The sequence below is a fragment of the Flammeovirga aprica JL-4 genome, assembly GCF_012844305.1.
GTDB classification, from domain to species: domain Bacteria; phylum Bacteroidota; class Bacteroidia; order Cytophagales; family Flammeovirgaceae; genus Flammeovirga; species Flammeovirga aprica.
Window position 1 is genome coordinate 1 of sequence record NZ_JABANE010000315.1, and the last position, 976, is coordinate 976.

Here is a 976-nt window from a genome sequence, read left to right on the forward strand (position 1 = left end):
AAGGAAGTAGAAAAATTATCGTGGGCGAAAATGAGTTTTTGTGGCTCATTAGGTCAAAACTCACATATTCGCAGGACGGCACTGTTGCAAATAGTCGGTGGTGATAAACTTATCATCCCCTTTTGCTGATGGAGCTGCACATGAACCCATTCAAAGGCCGGCATTTTCAGCGTGACATCATTCTGTGGGCCGTACGCTGGTACTGCAAATACGGCATCAGTTACCGTGAGCTGCAGGAGATGCTGGCTGAACGCGGAGTGAATGTCGATCACTCCACGATTTACCGCTGGGTTCAGCGTTATGCGCCTGAAATGGAAAAACGGCTGCGCTGGTACTGGCGTAACCCTTCCGATCTTTGCCCGTGGCACATGGATGAAACCTACGTGAAGGTCAATGGCCGCTGGGCGTATCTGTACCGGGCCGTCGACAGCCGGGGCCGCACTGTCGATTTTTATCTCTCCTCCCGTCGTAACAGCAAAGCTGCATACCGGTTTCTGGGTAAAATCCTCAACAACGTGAAGAAGTGGCAGATCCCGCGATTCATCAACACGGATAAAGCGCCCGCCTATGGTCGCGCGCTTGCTCTGCTCAAACGCGAAGGCCGGTGCCCGTCTGACGTTGAACACCGACAGATTAAGTACCGGAACAACGTGATTGAATGCGATCATGGCAAACTGAAACGGATAATCGGCGCCACGCTGGGATTTAAATCCATGAAGACGGCTTACGCCACCATCAAAGGTATTGAGGTGATGCGTGCACTACGCAAAGGCCAGGCCTCAGCATTTTATTATGGTGATCCCCTGGGCGAAATGCGCCTGGTAAGCAGAGTTTTTGAAATGTAAGGCCTTTGAATAAGACAAAAGGCTGCCTCATCGCTAACTTTGCAACAGTGCCGAAAAAACGGCTCAGAACGCTCAAAGATCTTGATCGCGCGGCGCTACTTCTGGCACATGCATGTACGCTTTTACTGGAT

General features: G+C 51.1%; 1 protein-coding gene. It reads left to right on the top strand.

Going from position 1 to position 976, the window contains the following annotated elements; translation table 11 throughout:
• The first annotated feature begins 140 nt into the window (after positions 1-140).
• On the top strand, positions 141-845 hold the full coding sequence (locus HHU12_RS34120; protein ID WP_001067855.1) for an IS6-like element IS26 family transposase: 705 nt from the start codon (positions 141-143) through the stop codon (positions 843-845).
• Positions 846-976: the final 131 nt, after the last annotated feature.

Coding starts and splice junctions, on each gene's coding strand:
- HHU12_RS34120 (WP_001067855.1), top strand. CDS start 141: ATGAACCCATTCAAAGGCCGGCATTTTCAGCGTGACATCATTCTGTGG.